This window comes from Myroides phaeus (genome assembly GCF_009799805.1).
Classification (GTDB): domain Bacteria; phylum Bacteroidota; class Bacteroidia; order Flavobacteriales; family Flavobacteriaceae; genus Flavobacterium; species Flavobacterium phaeum_A.
This window is the reverse complement of the sequence record NZ_CP047050.1, coordinates 2,608,156-2,625,297: the sequence shown is the minus strand read 5'-3', so window position 1 is coordinate 2,625,297 and position 17,142 is coordinate 2,608,156. Positions and strand designations below refer to the sequence as shown.

Sequence of the window (17,142 nt, the reverse complement as noted above, 5' to 3'; positions counted from 1 at the left end):
TAAAGTAAGTGTAGTACTGTACTTTTAACTTTTGATTCGGCTACAGATACTAAAGTCTAACAGCATACACCCAATAGTAACTGTTTTCTATTTTATAAAGCTATTATGCTATATTTAGTAGGATGATGTTCGAGACACCTACCACTCAAGTACCACACTACTTCGGATTTAAGCCTTTTTCTCGAACATATCTGGTATATGTGTGGTACTTGTTTCGAATATGTCCCGTGTAAGACCCGTATTTGTTTGGATTAAGAGTGCTTGATTGACTTGTGAAAAACTAATTATTATTATTTATTCTTTCTCATCTCTAAAGGGCGTCTTCCTGTAAATTCACAAAAAGCGTTGCTAAAAGCACCTACGGTATTATATCCAACATCATTGGCTATTTCACTAACCGAGTATTCTGTTTTTAATAAAAGTTCTATTGCCTTTAAAATGCGCAGTGCTTTTAGATATTGGAGAAAAGAAATCTGTAGTTCTGCCTGAAATAAACGTGAGACAGAGCGTTCGCTTAAATTGAAGTGATCGCTAATATCTGATAACGTCAACGGCAGTCCAAAGTTGACATCTAAGTAATCCGTTATCTTGACCATCCGCTCATTATCGCTAAAGGGCAATTGCAACTGCATATTCTTACTTACAAAAGTTGGCAGTATATTCTTCAATGCTTGTAAGAAAGCAAAGTTATACGTTTGTTCATCTACCATTTGCTCATGCCAACATTGCGTATAAGCAATCATTTCAACTACTAAATCAGAAGCGGCATATATTCCCAATTCGTTATAGAACGGATTTTTATCATCGTCATCTGTATAAAAGTAGATAGAGTGAAGAACGGTAGCGGAATGACTTAGGCGCAATACGTGGGGTACACCTTTAGGAATCCAGAAAAAGTAGTGAGCAGGCACAACGTGTGTTACATTGTCCACAATTAAATACGTGATGCCCCCTTCTACATAAGTAAGCTGCCCTTTTTGATGTTGATGTAAAGGGTATCGCTTCTCTGATTTTTCATGTTTGATATAAACACCGTTGGGGACAGTATCGATTAAATCAAGGGAATCAATAATCTTCATTTGAGGTTTGTTTTTTTCTGATACAAAAGTATACAATGATTTTGTCTGGTTTCAATAAAAAATTGACTATTTAAGAAACACAACATATTGCGTCTGCATTATACTTTTGTGCGGTTAAAAATAATTTATGAAATCCGATAGTTTCTACCTCTTTGCATTGCTCGCAAGTGGCATTATCACTGGCTACAGCCAAAATAAAAATCCGTCAGACATTGATAGAGATACCTTAAAAATAACCTTAAAAGAGGTTTGGCAACAAACGGATGTTCGCAGTAAAAAAGTCTTAATACACCAGAAGGAAATAGAAATACGCCAAGAGAACACGAAAGACGCAAAAATGGAGCGTTACCCTGTATTTAACGCTTTTGGTCGTGTAGAAAAGGCAAGTAATATTCCCGTGTACACAAATGGTCTTTTTCACAAACCAGAACAGCACGATGTAATACACACCTTGTACAACAGTGGCGTTTCAATGTACCTCAACTTATACAATGGTAATAAACAGAATCTGGAAATAGAAGAACGAAAGACGCTGGAAGACAAAGCGGTTATTACAGCAGAACAATCTCAGTCTGAGGTTCGCTTAGAAGCAGCTAAAAGTTACCTCGCTCTTGCCAAGGTGATGAGGTTTAAAGAGGTAATGATAGCCGATATCGCAGACCAAAAGAAACAGCTTGGTCAAATGGAAAACCTATACAAGAATGGTGTAGTGCTAAAAAGCGATGTACTTCGTGCTTCAATGGAAATATCTAAAAGAGAAATGACCTTGGTTCAGATTGAAAATGATATTCTAATCGAAAACCAGAAACTCGTACTGCTTATGGGAATAAGTGACTCAGATTTCATTAAACCTCAAGATATATATGCTGAAGTTGCACCTGTAGAATCGTATGAGGAGGCTTTAGAAATAGCAGAAGAACACGCTCACAAACACTTGTTGTCTGAAGAAGACTTAGCCTTAAGTGAGATAGAGCTTAAAAAGGTGAAAGCAAACACCAAACCAAGTATTGGGTTAATAGGGAACTTTACAATGGCTAATCCACAAATCTTCCTTTATCCTTATAATCCAAGTTGGTATAGTTTAGGAACAATAGGAGTGCAAATATCCTTTCCGATTTCTTCACTTTACCACAACGTTCATAAAAAGCGCAGCCACGTGTTAGAACATCACAAAGAAGAAATACAACACTTACACGTACAAGATCAAATTAAACAAGAGGTGCAAGAGGCTTATCTACGCTACCAAGAATCGCTTGTGCAAATTCAGGTGTGTACCAAGAATCAAGAAGAAGCATTTGAAAGTGCTCGAATCATAAAAAACACATATTTCAATAGTACATCTCTATACATCGATTTACTCGATGCAGATGTTCAATATTTACAAACACAATTTGAACTTGAAGCTGCAAAGTTAGACAGCATTTACAAATATTATTCTCTACAATTAGCTAAAGGCTTACTATAATGGACATTAAAACTCGCATCAAAATTACAGACCGTTTTATTACACGTATTACGCGTTATATCGCATCGATAATCATTATCGTTGGTTGTATTTGGGGAATTCACACGCTTTGGATTTATTGGAAGTATGAGCAAACAAACGATGCTCAGGTGCAGGAATATATCAATCCGGTTATTGCCAGAGTAGGTGGCTATTTGACAGAAGTGCGCTTTGAAGAAAATCAAATGGTTAATAAAGGAGATACACTATTGTTAGTAGATAACAGAGAGTATATCTATGACCAAGCACAGACAAGAGCAGAAATAGAAAAACAATATGCACAGATTAAAGAGCTTGATGCGCGTCAATATACTTTATCGCAAACTGCCGCTGCTGCTGAGAGTCAAATTCAAGGACGCGAATCTAAGTTTCACCAACAAGAATTAGACTATAAACGCTATAAGAAGTTATATGATGTAGAGTCTGCTACAGCGCAACAGTTGGAAGAAAAACAAGCTCAGTTAACCATAGATAAGAGTAATTGGGAAAGTAGCATAGAAAGTGCACGTGCCGCTACAGCAGGGCTTGCAGATATAGAAGCACAAAAGAGAGTGCTTGAAAAGGAAATTAGCCGTTTAGAGCAACTTGAAAAGCATAAGAACCTAAATGTAGATTACACAGTAGTTACTGCGCCATATCGCGGTAGAATGGGTAAACGCAGTATAGATTTAGGACAAATGATTACACCTGGACAAGTATTGACCTATATTGTGAATGATGAAACACCAAAATGGATTGTTGCCAACTTTAAGGAAACACAAATACGCAATATCCAAACAGGCGATGAGGTAGATATTGTGGTAGATGCTTATCCGGATACAGAGTTTAAAGGTCGCGTTATTTCTATCGCACCCGCTACAGGTTCAAGTTTTTCTTTACTACCACCAGATAATGCAACAGGAAACTTTGTGAAGATTGTACAACGTATTCCCGTTCGTATAGAAGTAACATCACCTGCAGATTCTGAAGAACTACTAAAAGCTGGTATGAATGTAAATACTTACATCGCCAAAAAACAAGCTTATGCAAAATAGTGAAGTTCCTAAGTTATTTGCAGATTGGGTACCAGAATGGATGATTCGCATTATTCTGTTTGTACTCCTAATGCCAAGTATTGTATTATTCTTTTTGCCCGCGGCAAATCCAGTTGCAGCGGCAGGTTTTTTTGGATGCGACGTTAGAGATATTCAGTTTTCTGTATCTCTTCTTTATGCAGGGTTTGTTTCGTTCTACAGCCTTGAACGTCGCTTCTTTACCTATTTAGCTACAAAAGAATATTTTATCATATTTAATATATTACAACTTTTAGGGTGTGTAGCACTGTACAATACGCAGGCGTTGTGTATTATTTATCCCGTGCGTTTTTTACAAGGAATGCTCTTTGCAAGTACGGTGAACTTGAGTATCTCTACAATGTATATGCGCCTTGAAAGTTCAAAAGCCAGAGAGATTACCTTTTCGTGTTTCTATGGTATTCTAATTTGTGCAACCCCCGTAAATCAATTGATAACAGCTGATTTTATTGACCAGTACGACTATTCGTTTCTGTTTAAAATGGCAGCGTTATCTTTTGTGCCCGGGTTGTTCTTAGTCTTGATGAGTATGCAGTATGTGCGTCTAAGCAGAAAGCTTCCGCTGTCTAATTTAGATTGGGAGAGTTTTGTGCTCTATGCCGTAGCAGTTGTTCTATTTGGATATATCACTATCTATGGGCAACAATACTATTGGTTTGAAGATGCAGATATACGTTGGGCAGGATTAGGAATACTTTTAGCAATGTTGTTTTTCGTTATCCGTCAAAAGCATTTAAAAAGACCTTATATCAATTGGACAGTGTTGAAATATAGAAACTTTAAAGTAGGGTTGTTCTTGCTTTTTATTCTTTACATCTGTCGTTTTGCCTCAGGAATATCAAATGTACACTTTACAACCTCTTTGCGATTAGACCCGATACACCTATCATACCTAAATATCTTTAATCTGATAGGGTTGGTAGCCGGAGTAACGCTTGCGTGTATGTGGCTTATCAAACGCTTACAAATGCGTTTAATATGGAGTTTAGGCTTTCTGTTCTTATTCATCTTTCACTTTGGAATGTATTTGCAATTTGCACCAACGGCCAATCCAGACTCATATTTTATGTTATTGTTCTGTCAAGGGTTTGGCGTAGGGCTGTTAATGGTACCGACAATTATTTACTGTGTAGCCTCAGTGCCAATTGAATTAGGAGGATCTGCTGCCGCTGTTTGTTTAGCAATTCGCTATTTAGGCTATACCAGCAGTACAGCTTTGATGAATTACTACAACTTGTATAGTTCCAATCAACATAAAAATAGGTTCTTAGATTATATGAACTTTTCAAATCCTATTTTGCAAAGTAAGTTATCTCAGAATGCGGCAAAACTTCAAGGAAGAGGTTTGCTAAATACCCCAGCTGAAAAAGCAAGTGAAAAACTGCTGATGCTTGATTTGAATAAGCAGATTCAATTGCGTTATGCGATGGACTATTATGAAGTAATGTGCTGGTTATTATTGGTGATTTTACTATTAGTAATATTCACCCCATACCTAAGTAAAACTTGGGTGTACTTAAAATCGAAAACACTTTCGCCATTTTAAATTTTCTCTCTCAAAAGCACGTAGGTTAGATATGCTAAGTATCTAATTTATGTGCTTTGTTTTTTATACGTCATTATCAAGCAAAAAATAATAAAAAGATTGTGTTGCGTTGACTATGTTGTAAAAATGTAATAATTATCATTAAAAAGTTTTGTTTTAATAAACTACAAGACGTTTTACGTGATGTAAATAATAAGGAAGTTGTGCTGAGGTAGGGTAATATTTTAAAAAATATGCTGTAACTTTTTATATTACAGTAAGATATCTTATTTTGCAGGATAGCGCATTTTGTTGTAAATCATTGTGATTTTAGTTTATTTTTGCGCTTTAATTATAATTATTGCCTAATAGAAATATGCCAAAAGAATTACAATTACAAGTACTACCTGAAGTTGCTGCTTCAGCAGAATTATTGAATCAATATGTAGCCAATAATTTGGGGTGTTCTACGATAGATATTCAGCACATCACCATTTTAAAAAGGTCTATTGATGCCAGACAACGTACTGTAAAGATAAATTTGACAGTTGACGTCTTCTTACAAGGAGAAGAGGTCGTTCATAGACAAATTGATTTCCCTGAATATAAGAATGTAAAGGATGCAAAGCGAGTTATCGTTGTAGGAGCAGGACCTGCAGGTTATTTTGCCGCTTTACAGTTGATTGAGTTAGGTGTAAAGCCTATTGTGATAGAAAGAGGAAAAGATGTAAGAGGAAGACGTAGAGATTTAAAAGCAATAAATATTGACCACGTAGTTAATCCAGAGTCAAACTATTGTTTTGGAGAAGGAGGAGCAGGTACATATTCAGATGGAAAACTGTACACTCGTTCTAAGAAACGTGGAGATGTAAACCGTATTTTAGAATTATTGGTTGCCTTTGGAGCAACACAAGATATATTAGTAGAAGCACATCCGCATATTGGTACGAATAAGTTACCAAAGATTATGCAAGATATGCGTGAGAAGATTATTGAGTTTGGCGGCGAGGTATTATTTGAAACCAAAGTAGTTGATATAGTCGTTAAGAATAGCGAAGTACAAGGGGTTGTTATAGCAAATGGCGATACTATTGAAGCCAATAAAGTTATTTTAGCAACAGGACATTCGGCTCGTGATATCTATGAGATGTTAGACCGCAAGAATATTTTGATTGAAGCGAAACCATTTGCCTTGGGAGTACGTGCAGAACACCCACAATCGCTTATAGACAAAATACAGTACTCTTGTGATTACAGAGGAGAGTTTTTACCACCAGCGCCTTATTCTATCGTAAAACAAGTGAATGGTCGCGGAATGTATTCATTCTGTATGTGTCCAGGTGGTGTAATTGCACCGTGTGCTACAGCTCCAGGTGAAGTTGTAACAAATGGTTGGTCGCCTTCTAAACGTGACCAAGCAACGGCAAACTCTGGAATTGTAGTAGAGTTGAGGTTAGAGGATTTTAAACCATTTGAAAAATTTGGAGCCTTAGCAGGAATGGAGTTTCAAAAGTCAATTGAACAAAGAGCATTTTTGTTAGCAGGGGAAACACAACGTGTACCCGCTCAACGAATGGTTGACTTTTCACAGTCTAAAGTGTCAGAGTCAATTCCTAAAACATCTTACTTACCAGGTACTACATCTGTGGAATTAGGTAGTGTATTTCCAGGCTTCTTAACACAGATAATGAGAGAAGGGTTTCAAGAGTTTGGTAAATCAATGAAAGGATACTTTACCAATGAAGCTATTTTACACGCTCCGGAGAGTAGAACATCATCTCCAGTCCGTATTCCTCGTGATAATAAGACATTAGAACACCTTCAGATTAAAGGATTATATCCTTGTGCAGAAGGAGCAGGATACGCAGGGGGAATCATCTCAGCGGCAATTGACGGAGAGAAATGTGCTATTATGTGTGTTGAGAGTATGTCATAAAAATTAGATAAAATCCCATATAAATAAATAAGCCTAACTATTTACTATAATAGTTAGGCTTATTTTTATTGTACTATTCTGTACGAGATTACTTTTGTTAGTTCACTATCGTATATCCATTCAATTGTCACGATTACTTTAGCATTAGCTGTGTTATTTGCTCTTAGTTTTTGTATAGATTTCATTCCCTGAAAAGGAACAAACTCAGCTTCAATTCTCTTTAAATCATTTCCTAAGTCTTCTAATTGTTTAAACTTATTACCATGTTTTAAGTAAGCATATTCTAAATTAGAATTACCAATCAAGGCATCCAGGCTAATTTCTCCGACTAACTTATCTAATTGTTCGTATTTTTCTTTTTTATCAATAAACTCAGGATCATCCGAATAAGTAATAGTTACGATTGCGGGCTCAGAAATCTCGATATTCTGATAAGAGTCGTAATCATTTAAAAAAGAGAATAGTTCCTTTTCACTTAGTTTTAATGCTTTATCTGTAGGGGTTTGACAATTAGCAAATAATAAGCTACTAAAAATGGCTATAATATATATTTTTAAATTTCGCATGCGTATTCTTTTAATATCTGAAGCGAATATAAAAGTTATCTAATGTTGAGGTGTGAATTATTATTTTAGATGAGTCTTTTTTTTAGTTAAGGCATGAAAAGTAAAATGAAATAGATAATTATTTTATTTAATGTTCTGTAGTAAGTTATAGCTGTAAAATTTAAATTTGTATAAAATTATGTCCACTTGATTAATTGTTATAAGTATGAGTAGAAATACCCCTGCAAACAGAAAAGCAGCAAGCTTGAAAATAGCTCAAAAAAAGAAGAAAGAAAAAGAAGCTGTGGCTAATAGAAAAGCTGCACTAAAAGCTATTGTTACTCAAATGAATAAGAAGGAGTAAATTAAGGAGGTGTTAGATTATGTCAATGAAACGCTTATAGGTTATAGTAAGTAATTCCTAATTCTTTACTTAAATAAGACAAAACAAGCCTAACTGTTAAAAACAGTTAGGCTTGTTTTGTTTTTGGGCTTATTACTATGAAAGATAGATGTTGTATTGTAATGCTTTTTTTGAAGAGTCATTGATTGCAAAGTGTTTTTATTAACATTTTTTATAAAGTCAAATTATTTAAAAAAAAGTAAATAAAAGAAAGAGAATATTATTGTAATAATGAATATTTATTAGAAATATGTTGTATTAAATCATGTTAAATAGTTTTGTATTTATGTAAAATTCAGAAAGTAAGTATGTTAGGTTATTTTAATATATAACTTTGCTTTGATATTTTAAATAAATCTAAATAAAGATGAAAAACATAACTAAAAACTATCTATTGACCAGTGTATTATTGATACTAATAATGACAATTTCTTGTTCGTCAGCTGATGATCAGCATATAAATCCATCTGAAGATAAAGAGGTAATATATGAGGGAGTAGAACTAAAAGACCTAAAGTTAGGTCAGCGTGGTGCAAAACAGTTGAATTATGATTCTGATTTTCCAATTTCATTTGAAGTTAAGTTAGAGGATAAAACAGATCAATTGTTAACTGTAGACGTTGTATTGAAGGATAAAGAGACTATTCTTTATAATGAAACATTTAAAGAAGTAACTACTATGTTTTCAGAGCATATTATTGTTTTAAAAGATGAGAAAAAATTTGAAGATAATAAAGAGTATATCTTGGAGTTAAAAGTTTCAACGCAAAAAGGAGTAACAAAGAAAATAGAAGAAAAAGTAACTTTTGCTGATTTTTATATTGAGAAAGTAGAAGTAGGGAGTTATGATAGTAAAAATGACTATCCTAATCAAATTATGATTAATAGTAATAATAATAATTTACAGTATTTAGACCTACATTATAATGGAACCTTGCAAGAAGTACGTTATTTATTTGAAAGTAAAGAAGATCCTACAAAAATATTTTACATAAACCTTGATCCCAGTGACTTTAAAAATGATGAAGAAAATTTGGTTAATTTACTTATTTACAAAGATAATCAGTATAGTAAAGAAGGTGAAGAATATAATATAACACCAGGTAATTATAATTTATACTTTGAATATAAGGTAGAGGATATTTTTAAAAAACCAATATTGATAAAAGAAGACATAAAAATAATTGATTCGCCATCTATTTATGACTTGAATAAGTTAATAATTGCGTCTGATCAAACATTCGTGAATGTTGGGAAATATACAGTTAATAATAATGTACTTCAGCTTTATGTGAAGGGGTTAAAGGAGTTGATGATAGAAAATGAAGAGATTGTTTCTATAGGCTTAAGGATTATTAATAAAGACAATGGCACTATAACTGCAAGTTTTCAAAACTTAATTTTTGTGGATGAGGGTGTTGAGGCACTAAAAGAAAACTATGTATTTAGTTTTGAACTTAGAAATGTGATTTCATCATTTGAAGCCTTTATTGATATAGAATATAATAATCGTTTAAGTGAATCTATTAATTATGGAAAAATAGAGCTTTATGAAAAAAAATAAACTTAGAAGATGGTGGTCAATAGGTGCTCAATGTTTAGTCATATTGAGTTTACTAACAAGTTGTAGTTCAAATAGTAGTGATAATGATGTAACTGAACTTTCAGAAATTAAGAAACAAGCTATAGAAAAAATTGACCACGCCACTAATTTGGATCAAAATGAAAAAAAAAGATTTAAAGAAGACGTGAAAAATGTGCAAGATGAATTAGTTGTCAATGTTCTGAAGGAGGTAAATTCTCAATTACCACTTTCGTTCAAAGATTTAAAATTTACAACTATTCAGAAAGAGGAATTAATTGATGGAAAAAGTACAGGATGGAAAAATATTAATGATTTAGAAGGAGATCAAGAGACCATTTTTGAGTTTATTAGTAATACTGCTTTACGTGGGAAATTTTATATTGATGCATCAAGAATAGCTGATTATAAAAATACATATGATATAATAATAGGTGATAAATATGTTTATAATAGAAGTGATAAAACGGTAATGATGACAATTTCTTCTTTAAAATTCACTTATTCTATAAAAGAATATGACCACGAAAAAGGGGAGATTTTTCTTCATTTTATTAATTATAATAATGGTAAAGATTTTCCACCTGGGATTCCATATTATTATGAAGGAGCATTCAAGGATAGATATCTCCAAAATATATATACACTGCGAATGAAGGTGATTAAATAAAGTCATACTAAGATTTTATTTAATTCGTGGTAAATTTGCCATAAAATAATTAATGGTCTTCGCTCTCCTGTAAAAAATCTGAATTATCAGTGTTGTAAAGTGTTACAAGATGATGTTGCTGATTTATTTTAATAAGAAAAAATTAAAGATAAAATAGCTGTAGACATATAGCAGAGAATTAGTATAGTACTCAGTTATTATAAAAGAAGACTTTAGTATTTGATATAAATATTAAAACAAAAGAAGTTGTTTGTAAATCAGGCAACTTCTTTTGTTGTTATATTCATTAATGCTTATACTTTTTAGAATGTTTGTTTTTCTTTTGTCCTGGAGCATATGGTTTTGCCGATTTTGAACCTGTTACTTTTTTTACTTGTCCAGGAGGCATACCTTGATTTCCATTAGACTTTACTTTTCCATGTTGATGTTTGTGGTTCTTATGTGATTTAACCTGTACTGAACATGATGCTAACAGCATTGTGGTTAAAAGTGTAACACCAATTTTCTTTATTAGTTTCATAGCTATTTTTATTAATGTTTAAGAATATAAGAAATACGCATTTTTATTAGGGTATCTCATATATAGAAACAAAAGTAAGTAAATTTTAAAACTGTAGCTTGAAAATTTGCTAAACAACAGATCTGGGGCTATGTGTCATTTTATAACATATTCAAAAGAAGGAGATAAAGATAAGCACCAAATAACATATATTTTTCTTCTTTTAAATACCTTAAATGACATATAACGCAGATTATTTTAAAAAAAAAGAAAATGTAAGAATAGGTTTAGTCTTTTGTATGGATAGTTTTATTAATACTAATTTGGATAGGTTTGTTTTTGTTTTAAATCGTTGTTTATGAGCTTGTTGTGTTTTTAAAGTATTGTTTTTTATTTAGAATAGTCTAATTGTTTTCAGGTCTAACAGTTTGCTTCACCAATAAAATGAAACCCATTTAACATTTCGTTTTATAAAATTTGTTCGTATTAAACAGTGAAAATTGTTTTGTATTCAATCGTAAGAAAACCTAATAATGAACTACAAATTATGAACAAAAAATTACTTTCAATAGCGTGTTTGATGGGGACATTCTCCATTTATGCACAAGTTGGAATTGGTACGAAAATTCCAAATAAATCTGCAGAATTAGCTGTGGTTTCTGACAAAAGGGGATTGTTGATTCCTAATGTTTCTTTAAAGAGTAAGACTGATATAACAACAATCCAAGCAGGTAATATAGAAAGTTTATTGGTCTATAATACTAATAAAACTGATCAATTAAGTATCGGATATTACTATTGGCACAATAATTTATGGAATAAGTTACTTGTAGAAAAGGATATTCCTGAATTAGTAATAAACTATTTTGAAGAAATTACGCAAGGTGGTGATGTTACCAATATTATTAAAAATATTGTAAGAAAGACAGAAGGAAATGTGTTTTATGAAAATGGTAAGTTTTACTATATAAATGTAAACGGAGATAGAGTAGAAATTGATTTTTCAAATATTCACTTTAATGAAACACTTACTATTTTAAAGTATGATGCAACAAATGGATTACTTACTTATACCAATGAGAAAGGACAAGTTGTAACTATTGACATTAAGGCATCAGTTAAAGCATTTGAAACTCTTACTAAAATTGTGCAAGATATTGATAAAGGGACAATTACATTTTATGATGAAAATGGAGATTCTACTGTATTGTTAATTGCAGATTTTGTTCAAAAGTATGAGACAGAAACAACTTTAGTTAGAAATAGCCCTGGAAACTATAGTTATACAAATGAAAAAAATGTTGTTACTGAGATTACAGTTATAGGAGATTTTGTAGAAGTAATAAATAATAAGTTAGATCAATTATTATATCAAACATTAAAAAACTTTGTTGATTTAGAAGAGACTGTTACAAAGTTAGAGTATAATGCATCTACAAAGATGTTAGTTTATACTGACGAAGATAGACAATTGCACAATATTGATATTACTCAAATAGTAAAAGACAATCAAGATATCACTCGAATTGACAGCAGCAATTCCAAAAACATTACTGTAAGCAGTATACAAAGTGGTAATATACTGACGTATGTTTTAGAAGTTAATGCTGCTACAACTTCTGACTTAGGTGTGGTGAAGCCAGGAAGTGGATTAATTGTGGACGAATATGGAGCATTGAGTGTAGATGTTACAACAATTTTAAATGGGAAGCATTTAAGTGGAAATGAAAAAATAGTTGTAACAAATGGTGCTGGTTCGGTTTTAAAAGAAGTATCCTTAGATATTAATGAAGCTAAGCTAAGTCTTCAAAATATTGGAGGAGTATTAAATTTAAATCAATTATATAGTGGCAATTCGGGTGATATTCTATTTGTAGATGCATCAGGTAATGTTGTTTGGTCTGCATTAGAAACAGTAACATCAAATAAGCTAACTCTAAATCAGGCAGAATTGAGTTCTAATGTTAATGGAGTTTTATCATCAGTAAGTCTGGTTGATAAAATCTCAAATGAGATGATTCAAAGTCGCGCAGTAACGCAAGAAAAATTAGGTGCTTTAGAAAGCCAAGTGTCTATGGTACCTGTTGTTCAAATTGACGGTAGTGTTAAGTATCAAAAGATAAATGAAGAACAAATTGAAGGTAAGTTATTGGAGTCTGCTAATAATTTATTGACCGTAACTTCGGGTGTTGGGTCTATTTTAAAGGATGTAACTTTAACTGTAAATCAATCTAATTTCGAGCTCAATAAGATTGGAGGAACTTTAAGTATCTCTAAGATTGAAGCAGGACAAAACAATACTGTTCTAATTACCAATAATACTGGAAATGTTGAATGGGTTGATCAGAATTCACTTGTACCTACAACTACTAACGCTTTAGGATTAGCAGGGAATACACTTACAAGTACGGTAAACAATATATCATCATCTGTTGATTTGGATGAAAGCAATGTTATTTCAAGCAAGGCTATTACGGGAACAGGTATTACAGTTGACGGTGGAGCTGGTGCTTCCTTAACAGATGTGAGCTTGAAGATTACCCCAGGAGCAGAAGAGCAAGTGTTAATTACACGCAATAACGCTACAGAATGGGTTGATCAGAATTCTCTTACTCCAACAACCACTAACGCTTTAGGATTAACAGGGAATACACTAACAAGTACAGTAAACAATATATCATCATCTGTTGATTTGGATGAAAGCAATGTTATTTCAAGCAAGGCTATTACGGGAACAGGTATTACAGTTGACGGAGGAGCTGGAGCATCCTTAACAGATGTAAGCTTGAAGATTACCCCTGGTGCAGAAGAGCAAGTGTTAATTACACGCAATAACGCAACAGAATGGGTTGATCACAATTCACTTGTACCTACAACTACTAACGCTTTAGGATTAACAGGGAATACACTTACAAGTACAGTAAACAATATATTATCATCTGTTGATTTGGATGAAAGCAATGTTATTTCAAGCAAGGCTATTACGGGAACAGGTATTACAGTTGACGGTGGAGCTGGTGCTTCCTTAACAGATGTGAGCTTGAAGATTACCCCAGGAGCAGAAGAGCAAGTGTTAATTACACGCAATAACGCTACAGAATGGGTTGATCAGAATTCTCTTACTCCAACAACCACTAACGCTTTAGGATTAACAGGGAATACACTAACAAGTACAGTAAACAATATATCATCATCTGTTGATTTGGATGAAAGCAATGTTATTTCAAGCAAGGCTATTACGGGAACAGGCATTACAGTAGACGGTGGAGCTGGTGCTTCCTTAACAGATGTAAGCTTGAAGATTACTCCTGGTGCAGAAGAGCAAGTGTTAATTACACGCAATAACGCAACAGAATGGGTTGATCAGAACTCGCTTACTCCAACAACTACTAACGCTTTAGGATTAGCAGGTAACAAACTTACAAGTACGGTAAACAATATCTCTTCATCTGTTGATTTAGATGAAAGTAATGTTATTTCAAGCAAGGCTATTACGGGAACAGGTATTACAGTTGATGGTGGAGCTGGTGCTTCCTTAACAGATGTAAGCTTGAAGATTACCCCAGGAGCAGAAGAGCAAGTGTTAATTACACGCAATAACGCTACAGAATGGGTTGATCAGAATTCGCTTGTACCTACAACTACCAATGCTTTAGGATTAGCAGGGAATACACTTACAAGTACGGTAAACAATATATCATCATCTGTTGATTTGGATGAAAGCAATGTTATTTCAAGCAAGGCTATTACGGGAACAGGTATTACAGTTGACGGTGGAGCTGGTGCTTCCTTAACAGATGTGAGCTTGAAGATTACCCCAGGAGCAGAAGAGCAAGTGTTAATTACACGCAATAACGCTACAGAATGGGTTGATCAGAACTCGCTTACTCCAACAACTACTAACGCTTTAGGATTAGCAGGTAACAAACTTACAAGTACGGTAAACAATATCTCTTCATCTGTTGATTTAGATGAAAGTAATGTTATTTCAAGCAAGGCTATTACGGGAACAGGTATTACAGTTGATGGTGGAGCTGGTGCTTCCTTAACAGATGTAAGCTTGAAGATTACCCCAGGAGCAGAAGAGCAAGTGTTAATTACACGCAATAACGCTACAGAATGGGTTGATCAGAATTCGCTTGTACCTACAACTACCAATGCTTTAGGATTAGCAGGGAATACACTTACAAGTACGGTAAACAATATATCATCATCTGTTGATTTGGATGAAAGCAATGTTATTTCAAGCAAGGCTATTACGGGAACAGGTATTACAGTTGACGGTGGAGCTGGTGCTTCCTTAACAGATGTGAGCTTGAAGATTACCCCAGGAGCAGAAGAGCAAGTGTTAATTACACGCAATAACGCTACAGAATGGGTTGATCAGAACTCGCTTACTCCAACAACTACTAACGCTTTAGGATTAGCAGGTAACAAACTTACAAGTACGGTAAACAATATCTCTTCATCTGTTGATTTAGATGAAAGTAATGTTATTTCAAGCAAGGCTATTACGGGAACAGGTATTACAGTTGATGGTGGAGCTGGTGCTTCCTTAACAGATGTAAGCTTGAAGATTACCCCAGGAGCAGAAGAGCAAGTGTTAATTACACGCAATAACGCTACAGAATGGGTTGATCAGAATTCGCTTGTACCTACAACTACCAATGCTTTAGGATTAGCAGGGAATACACTTACAAGTACGGTAAACAATATATCATCATCTATTGATTTAGAAGATGTAATTCAAGGTGCACAAAATACCTATGCAGTAATAGATGGAGTAAATACTACTGTTGTTAGTACAACCACTGCTAAGCATACTGATTATAGTGTGAATGTTAGTAAAAATGCTATTCAAAATGCACAAAAAATAAGTGAGGTTATAGCAGGTAATGGAGTGTTAGTTAATTCTGCAGTTGTTGATGATACAACATCATATACAGTTGCAGTAGATCCAAGTTCAATTCAATTAATCGGAGATGTAACAGGACCACTAAACTCAAATAAAGTAGTTGCTATTCAAAATGAAAACGTAAGTGCAACTACCCCATTGAATAAACAAGTGTTGATCTATGATGGAGCGTTACAAGAATGGACCCCAGCAACACCTCAAGTAAATGTAGATGATATTTTAGATGGAAAAGCATTGACCTCAACTGATTTAGAATTGTCAACAAATGCACCAACAGCATTGTTAAAAGCAGTTACAGCTAATATTAAGACAGGTGCAGTTACATCAGATAAAATTTTAGATGGAACTATTTTACCAATTGACATAGCAAAAGCAGGATCACTTGAAGCGTTAATCACAGATAGTACAGGAATGCCTAAATGGAGTAGTCAGCAGACACTTGTACAAGATAACCAGAAAATATCACATGTTGCAGCAGGTGAAAATGTTAATGTAGTTGAGTCTTATCTTGATAATACGACAACATATACAATTGATGTTAAATCAGCATTACCAAAATTCTTCTATATGCCTTCAGTTTTAATACCAACAGCAGAAGGACAATCAAGTCAAAACGGAGTAACATATAGTAACGCAACAAGAAAAGGATCAATCAACTTATATGAAATCTACAATACACAATTTAGTACCCCAGTACTAAGTAGTCGTAGTGGGGTTACGTTACCTGTTATTGATGTGGCTGATTTAGATTTCATTATCACTTACATTGATAGTAGTGTGTTTTTTAATCTACAGTTAACTGAACAAGGACTCTTAACATACGAAGTTAGGTCAACAGCAAATGTAACAAATGGCTCGTTTATGAATATTGTTTTTAGCATTCGTTAATTTAAAAATTAATAGAGATGAGAAAATATAAGTTAATAGTCTGTCTTTGCTTTTTAAGTATAAATGTATGGGCTCAAAAAATCACCGTAACAACATATCAAGATATTGAAACTATGCTGTCTAAAGAAAAGACACAAGAGTTAAAGAAATTGGTAAGTGGAGAAAGAACTTTTATGAGTTCTTATAGCGACGGTACTGTTGAACGTTATCAAAGAGATGATAACAATGTGATAAAAGCATTGTTTATGGAAGGATATTTTTCACCTTCTATTATAGAAAACAATGAGGAGTTTACAAGGATTGCAAGGGATATTGAAGTTGTATCGATCAACTTACATAAAAGTCCAATGCAAAGTGAAGTAAAGTTTGACCTAAGTCTTTTTAAGGGCTTAAAATATGTTGTTGTAAATTCTTTTAAACAAAGTGATTTAACACAAATAACAACAGATTTTAAAGCTTTGAGTAAAGAGAATGGGCAAGAGATTATTGTTGTAAGTAATTTAATGGAACAAATAAGGTAAGC

General features: G+C 33.5%; 12 protein-coding genes. 9 read left to right on the top strand and 3 right to left on the bottom strand.

Annotation, left to right across the window (positions count from 1 at the left end; genetic code table 11):
- Positions 1-290 precede the first annotated feature (290 nt).
- Positions 291-1,079 (bottom strand): helix-turn-helix domain-containing protein, encoded by a 789-nt coding sequence (locus GQS07_RS11725; RefSeq protein ID WP_158210977.1) that lies wholly within the window; start codon positions 1,077-1,079, stop codon positions 291-293.
- A 127-nt stretch (positions 1,080-1,206) separates the two neighbouring features.
- Here GQS07_RS11725 and GQS07_RS11720 point away from each other — a divergent pair, with 127 nt between their 5' ends.
- From GQS07_RS11720 to GQS07_RS11705, 4 genes are all read left to right on the top strand, one after another.
- A complete protein-coding gene (locus GQS07_RS11720) occupies positions 1,207-2,544 on the top strand; it encodes a TolC family protein (protein WP_158210976.1) in 1,338 nt (445 codons plus the stop codon).
- The gene (locus GQS07_RS11715; RefSeq protein ID WP_158210975.1) at positions 2,544-3,617 is read left to right on the top strand and encodes an HlyD family secretion protein; all 1,074 of its coding nucleotides are present in this window, start codon (positions 2,544-2,546) and stop codon (positions 3,615-3,617) included. Before GQS07_RS11720 ends, GQS07_RS11715 begins: the two co-directional genes overlap by 1 nt.
- On the top strand, positions 3,607-5,202 hold the full coding sequence (locus GQS07_RS11710) for a beta-carotene 15,15'-monooxygenase (protein WP_158210974.1): 1,596 nt from the start codon (positions 3,607-3,609) through the stop codon (positions 5,200-5,202). Before GQS07_RS11715 ends, GQS07_RS11710 begins: the two co-directional genes overlap by 11 nt.
- A gap of 355 nt (positions 5,203-5,557) precedes the next feature.
- Positions 5,558-7,117 carry an NAD(P)/FAD-dependent oxidoreductase gene (locus GQS07_RS11705; protein ID WP_158210973.1) on the top strand — a complete coding sequence of 520 codons (1,560 nt, stop codon included), beginning with the start codon at positions 5,558-5,560 and terminating at the stop codon, positions 7,115-7,117.
- Positions 7,118-7,182: 65 nt separating this feature from the next.
- Here GQS07_RS11705 and GQS07_RS11700 read toward each other — a convergent pair whose 3' ends face one another.
- Positions 7,183-7,683: a hypothetical protein gene (locus GQS07_RS11700; protein ID WP_158210972.1), complete on the bottom strand. Its 501-nt coding sequence runs from the start codon at positions 7,681-7,683 to the stop codon at positions 7,183-7,185.
- 205 nt (positions 7,684-7,888) lie between these two features.
- Between GQS07_RS11700 and GQS07_RS13715 the strand changes: the two genes are divergently transcribed.
- The 3 genes from GQS07_RS13715 (at position 7,889) to GQS07_RS11690 (ending at position 10,317) form a co-directional block, all read left to right on the top strand.
- The gene (locus GQS07_RS13715) at positions 7,889-8,026 is read left to right on the top strand and encodes a hypothetical protein (protein WP_199269099.1); all 138 of its coding nucleotides are present in this window, start codon (positions 7,889-7,891) and stop codon (positions 8,024-8,026) included.
- A gap of 406 nt (positions 8,027-8,432) precedes the next feature.
- Positions 8,433-9,629 (top strand): hypothetical protein, encoded by a 1,197-nt coding sequence (locus GQS07_RS11695; protein ID WP_158210971.1) that lies wholly within the window; start codon positions 8,433-8,435, stop codon positions 9,627-9,629.
- A complete protein-coding gene (locus GQS07_RS11690; protein WP_158210970.1) occupies positions 9,616-10,317 on the top strand; it encodes a hypothetical protein in 702 nt (233 codons plus the stop codon). Before GQS07_RS11695 ends, GQS07_RS11690 begins: the two co-directional genes overlap by 14 nt.
- A 286-nt stretch (positions 10,318-10,603) precedes the next feature.
- On the opposite strand, the gene GQS07_RS11685 is transcribed toward GQS07_RS11690, so the two are convergent.
- Complete coding sequence (locus GQS07_RS11685; protein WP_158210969.1) at positions 10,604-10,837, bottom strand: hypothetical protein; 234 nt, start codon at positions 10,835-10,837, stop codon at positions 10,604-10,606.
- 526 nt (positions 10,838-11,363) lie between these two features.
- Here GQS07_RS11685 and GQS07_RS11680 point away from each other — a divergent pair.
- Positions 11,364-16,619 (top strand): beta strand repeat-containing protein, encoded by a 5,256-nt coding sequence (locus tag GQS07_RS11680; RefSeq protein WP_158210968.1) that lies wholly within the window; start codon positions 11,364-11,366, stop codon positions 16,617-16,619.
- Between the two features lie 17 nt (positions 16,620-16,636).
- Positions 16,637-17,140: a hypothetical protein gene (locus GQS07_RS11675; protein WP_158210967.1), complete on the top strand. Its 504-nt coding sequence runs from the start codon at positions 16,637-16,639 to the stop codon at positions 17,138-17,140.
- The last annotated feature ends 2 nt before the right edge of the window (positions 17,141-17,142 follow it).

Excerpts from the sequence above, each read along its gene's own strand:
- GQS07_RS11725 (WP_158210977.1), bottom strand. The coding sequence starts at position 1,079 with ATGAAGATTATTGATTCCCTTGATTTAATCGATACTGTCCCCAACGGT.
- GQS07_RS11720 (WP_158210976.1), top strand. The coding sequence starts at position 1,207 with ATGAAATCCGATAGTTTCTACCTCTTTGCATTGCTCGCAAGTGGCATT.
- GQS07_RS11715 (WP_158210975.1), top strand. The coding sequence starts at position 2,544 with ATGGACATTAAAACTCGCATCAAAATTACAGACCGTTTTATTACACGT.
- GQS07_RS11710 (WP_158210974.1), top strand. The coding sequence starts at position 3,607 with ATGCAAAATAGTGAAGTTCCTAAGTTATTTGCAGATTGGGTACCAGAA.
- GQS07_RS11705 (WP_158210973.1), top strand. The coding sequence starts at position 5,558 with ATGCCAAAAGAATTACAATTACAAGTACTACCTGAAGTTGCTGCTTCA.
- GQS07_RS11700 (WP_158210972.1), bottom strand. The coding sequence starts at position 7,683 with ATGCGAAATTTAAAAATATATATTATAGCCATTTTTAGTAGCTTATTA.
- GQS07_RS13715 (WP_199269099.1), top strand. The coding sequence starts at position 7,889 with ATGAGTAGAAATACCCCTGCAAACAGAAAAGCAGCAAGCTTGAAAATA.
- GQS07_RS11695 (WP_158210971.1), top strand. The coding sequence starts at position 8,433 with ATGAAAAACATAACTAAAAACTATCTATTGACCAGTGTATTATTGATA.
- GQS07_RS11690 (WP_158210970.1), top strand. The coding sequence starts at position 9,616 with ATGAAAAAAAATAAACTTAGAAGATGGTGGTCAATAGGTGCTCAATGT.
- GQS07_RS11685 (WP_158210969.1), bottom strand. The coding sequence starts at position 10,837 with ATGAAACTAATAAAGAAAATTGGTGTTACACTTTTAACCACAATGCTG.
- GQS07_RS11680 (WP_158210968.1), top strand. The coding sequence starts at position 11,364 with ATGAACAAAAAATTACTTTCAATAGCGTGTTTGATGGGGACATTCTCC.
- GQS07_RS11675 (WP_158210967.1), top strand. The coding sequence starts at position 16,637 with ATGAGAAAATATAAGTTAATAGTCTGTCTTTGCTTTTTAAGTATAAAT.